This is a genomic window from Ileibacterium valens (assembly GCF_001945525.1).
GTDB lineage: Bacteria > Bacillota_I > Bacilli_A > Erysipelotrichales > Erysipelotrichaceae > Ileibacterium > Ileibacterium valens.
This window is the reverse complement of sequence record NZ_MPJW01000029.1, coordinates 1-4,501: the sequence shown is the minus strand read 5'-3', so window position 1 is coordinate 4,501 and position 4,501 is coordinate 1. Positions and strand designations below refer to the sequence as shown.

General features: G+C 42.3%; 2 protein-coding genes and 1 rRNA gene. 1 reads left to right on the top strand and 2 read right to left on the bottom strand.

Annotation, left to right across the window (positions count from 1 at the left end; all coding sequences use genetic code 11):
• Positions 1–374 precede the first annotated feature (374 nt).
• Positions 375–2,969: a cation-translocating P-type ATPase gene (locus tag BO222_RS00780; RefSeq protein WP_075817504.1), complete on the bottom strand. Its 2,595-nt coding sequence runs from the start codon at positions 2,967–2,969 to the stop codon at positions 375–377.
• Positions 2,970–3,302: 333 nt separating this feature from the next.
• Here BO222_RS00780 and BO222_RS00775 point away from each other — a divergent pair, with 333 nt between their 5' ends.
• On the top strand, positions 3,303–3,983 hold the full coding sequence (locus BO222_RS00775; RefSeq protein WP_233131180.1) for a flavodoxin family protein: 681 nt from the start codon (positions 3,303–3,305) through the stop codon (positions 3,981–3,983).
• Between the two features lie 314 nt (positions 3,984–4,297).
• Here BO222_RS00775 and rrf read toward each other — a convergent pair.
• Positions 4,298–4,403, bottom strand: a 5S ribosomal RNA gene (gene rrf / locus BO222_RS00770).
• Between the last annotated feature and the right edge of the window lie 98 nt (positions 4,404–4,501).

Below are 4,501 nucleotides of genomic sequence, written 5' to 3'. Positions count from 1 at the left end.
AAGCCCCTTCGGGGTCCTGTGGACCCTGGACAGAACAGACCAGGCATGTAGTGTTTGAATCAGGCAGTGAACTGGTCCAGTAAACTAACGGCTGTAAAACTACTTACACAGTTTAGTTGACAGATCCTAGGTAATCCTATTTCTTTGATCTTCCAGGGATCCTTACATGGTTGTATATTGGCTGAACCTCGATTTTTTGTTCTTATACGCTGCCTGAAAAATTGATAGTCAGGCAAATAATTTCAGAACTCTAAAGCAAAAAACCTGAAGCATTTTTCAATACTCATTTTGAGTCCAGTAAAACTTCAGGTTTTTTCTGTTAATTATGTTTTTTGTTAATTACTTGACGCCAGCAACTTTTGAGTATTGCCTGATTAGTCATTACGACTCTGAAATACTTTAAAAAGCTGTACTGCGGCAAAACAGCCCAGTGAAAACAGAATGACAACGCCCGCATTGATACCTGACAGAGCCGTTACATCAAAAATTGGCTCAAGAACTGGAATATTTAAGATGCTTGCAAGAAGCAACGAGCCAATTCCAAAGGCGACCAGACTGTATTTGTTAAACGGAAGTTCCCACACCGGACGATTTCCTCTTTGTGAAAAACCATGAAGTAAACGAGAGAACGTCAAGGTGGCAAACGCCATTGTTGTAGCTGTTCCATCACTCGTTTTTAAGCCAATAAAGAAAGCGGCAAATACCGCAATAAAAATAAGCAGTCCTTCAACACCGATCTGAGTGATTGCTGACTTATTCAATATGGACTCATTGGCATTTCTTGGTTTCTGGTTAATCACATCTGGATGATCAGGCTCCATGCCGATGGCAATAGCCGGCAGCGAATCCGTCACCAGGTTAATAAACAGCAGCTGAACGGCAGTAAATGGGTCTGGTAAAAATGCAATGCTGGCTGCCACTACGGTTAAAATCGCAGACAGGTTTCCGGAAAGCAGGTAAATGATCGCATTCTGGATATTGTTATAAACATTACGTCCAGACTCGATGGCTTTGACGATGGTGGCAAAGTTGTCATCCGTCAGGATCATCTTGGCTGCATCTTTGGAGACTTCTGTTCCTGTAATACCCATGGCAATTCCGATATCTGCTGCTTTCAAGGCTGGCGCGTCATTGACACCATCTCCAGTCATTGCAACGATATCTCCTTTTTGCTGCCAGGCGTTTACGATTCGAATCTTGTGTTCAGGAGCTACACGGGCATAAACTGAAATCTTATCCAGTTTATCGGCTAATTCCTGATCGGACATATGAGCCAGTTCATTTCCTTCAATCGCCAGATCCCCATCCTGATAAATCCCGATTTTCTGTGCGATTGCTTTTGCAGTCACTACATGGTCCCCAGTAATCATTACTGGCTTGATTCCAGCTTTTCTTGCCGTATGAACAGCTGCGGCCGATTCCGTACGAGGCGGATCCTGCTCAGCAATTAATCCGACAAAGCATAAATCATGTTCGTCATCATACGTAATCTTCGTATTTTGGGCACTTAGATTTTTGTAGGCGACACCAAGAACACGAAGTCCCTGTGAAGCGTACTGCTCATTCTGAGTCAGAATCAGATCCCGGTCTTCATCAGTCAGCGGTCGCTTTTGGGTGCCCATAAGAATGCTTGTACATCTCTTTAAGAGTTCATCAGGAGCACCCTTGGTATAGATATGGTTTCTCGAACTGATCGACATCAGCTTACGATCCGAATCAAATGGAACTTCTTCCATTCGTTCCGCTTTGATCATAAAGTCCGGATGCGCATTCTGATACTTATTGAACATGTCGATCAGGGCAATTTCTGTCGGGTCCCCAATGGCGGTTCCATCGCTGTTGATGACTGCATTCGTATTCAGTTTGCTCGCTTTAAGCAGGATCTGTTGGGCGTAATTGTTTTTAGCATCCATTAAATCCACGGTATAGGGAGTCATATCAGTAAAGACTTCCATAACCGTCATCTTGTTCTGGGTCAGAGTCCCCGTCTTATCCGAACAGATCACTGAAATACAGCCAAGGCTTTCAACCGCATCGAGTTTTTTCATGATGGCATGATTCTTAACCATCTTCTGAGTCGCGATCGATAAAACAATCGTAACAATTGAATTCAAAGCTTCTGGAATCGCCGCTACAGCAAGAGCGACCGCCACCATTAAGGCAGACAGGAAGTCCTGATGGCGGACAAAGACATTCAGACACAGAAGAACAACGCATAAAATTCCAATGTAGATGGTCAGCTTCTTAGAAAATTCTTCCAGGCTGCGCTGCAAAGGCGTTTTTCTTTCCTTTGCTTCGTTGATCAATCCGGCGATCTTTCCGATCTGGGTATTCATTCCAATGGCTGTGCAGATGTATTTTCCGGTTCCGTTCGTGACTAATCCGGATGAGAAAACCATATCCGTCTGATCGTTGATCTGAACTTCATGATCAATCGGTTCAATCGTTTTATCTACAGGCAATGGCTCTCCCGTTAAAGCGGATTCGTTCACCTGAAGATTGGCGCTTTCAAACAGTCGGCCATCTCCTTCGATCACATCTCCAGCTTCAACATAAACAACATCGCCAACCGTTAATTCTTTTGATGGGATTTCCACCAGCTGTCCATCCCGAATGACTTTGACATGCGCTCCGGAAAGACTTTTCAGAGAATCTAACGATTTTTGAGCCTGTACTTCCTGAACAGTGCCAAGAATCGCATTCAGAATGATAACGACAAGAATGACAATTGTAGATATCACTTCCCCGGAAATCGCTGAGATTAAAGCGGCGATAATTAAGACAATAACCAAGAGGTCCTTGAACTGTGAAAAGAAAATCTGTAATGGTCCTGGCGGTTTTTCCTGAACGAGTTCATTTAAACCATACTGCTCCTGATGTTCGATCACTTCAACTGGACTAAGACCATTTTTTGAAGTCTTTAGTTCTTCGAAGACCTGGTCAACTGTCTGCTGATAATAATGTTTCATATTCAATATCCTTTCTTCAATTCAGGTCGATGCCCTGAATCAATTGGATTATTTGATCAGATTTTTAACTGTCTGATTAAATCAGGTGATTGATTTCAGAGACAAAATGACATATGAATATATTCATTCTAATTGTTTGAGGGGCTCAATCACTCAAGTCAAGCCTGACCAATTTTCTGAACGTCATTAAACAAATCTTTAAAACGCTTTTTCAATTCCAGAATAATTAATATATCTTCAAAGTCCAGGAGACCAGAGTTTCATGAGAAGTATAAGAAATACTCAAAGCTCGGACATAGAGGTTGTAAGGTAAATACAAAAGGAGACGAAAGAATGAAAGTATTGATTATAAACGGAAGTCCTCATCCAGAAGGAAACACTGCGATCGGGCTTCGGGAAGTAGAAAAAGAGCTCAATAAAGCCGGAATTGAGACCGAATTTGTGACGATTGGAAACAAAGATATACGTGGCTGCATTGCCTGTGACTACTGCCGAACTCATGGGTGCTGCGTTTTTAAAGATGCGGTCAATGAGCTTGCGCCAAAGTTTGAAAAGGCCGATGGCCTATTGATTGGTTCACCAGTGTATTATGCTCAGCCGAATGCCACTCTGACTGCTTTCATGCAGCGTCTTTTCTATTCCACTCCGTTTTCAAAACAGATGAAAGTTGGAGCCTCTGTTGCCTGTTGCCGAAGAGGCGGAGCCTCCGCAACTTTTGATGACCTGAACAAATTCTTCACCATTTCTGAGATGCCCGTTGTATCAAGTACCTACTGGAACTCAATTCATGGTCTTACTCAAGGTGAAGCAAAACAGGATGCTGAAGGACTTCGGACAATGCAAGTTCTTGGCCGCAACATGGCTTTTTTGATGACAGGTATTTCGCTGGCAAAAAAGAAGCAGGTCTTCCAGAAGAAGAAGTTCATATTGCAACGAACTTTATCCGCTAATCAAACCTACCAGAAATATTTCATTGAGCAGCTGCAGTTTCAGTTGATTTTAATCCATATATAGATGCTAACAGATCCGTTAAAATGACTCTATCTATCCCTGCTTGGCTCAACGATAGAGCTGTTGAAATGGGGCTTAACTTCTTTAAAGTGCTGCAAGAAGCATTGATCGAAAAGATTATAAGTTAATTTGTATGTACGCCGATTTATGGTTGAATATCCAAACGAATATAAATCCTCCTTGGCTGCGACCAAAAAAATCCTTATCTCGATATAGAAAAGAACTTAAACAAAAATCCACAAACTAAATAGTACGCTATTTATTATCAAAAAAAAGCTGATCTGAAGTGATTACTCACTCAGATCAGCTTTCTGTTTGCATGGCCTCTTGCTATTTTCGCTGTTCACTATCGTCGCCGTTAGAATGCTTGACTGCTGGGTGCGGAATGTAACCAGGTATTTCCATTCTGCCATCAAGACCACACCATGGATCTTTCAAAACCAAACATCAGCGACATCCTTCTTGTCTGTTGTCTTTGTTCTTTGTGTTTTACACTTCGCTTGCTTCGATCAAGCCCTCGA

Coding starts and splice junctions, on each gene's coding strand:
- BO222_RS00775 (WP_233131180.1), top strand. CDS start 3,303: ATGAAAGTATTGATTATAAACGGAAGTCCTCATCCAGAAGGAAACACT.
- BO222_RS00780 (WP_075817504.1), bottom strand. CDS start 2,969: ATGAAACATTATTATCAGCAGACAGTTGACCAGGTCTTCGAAGAACTA.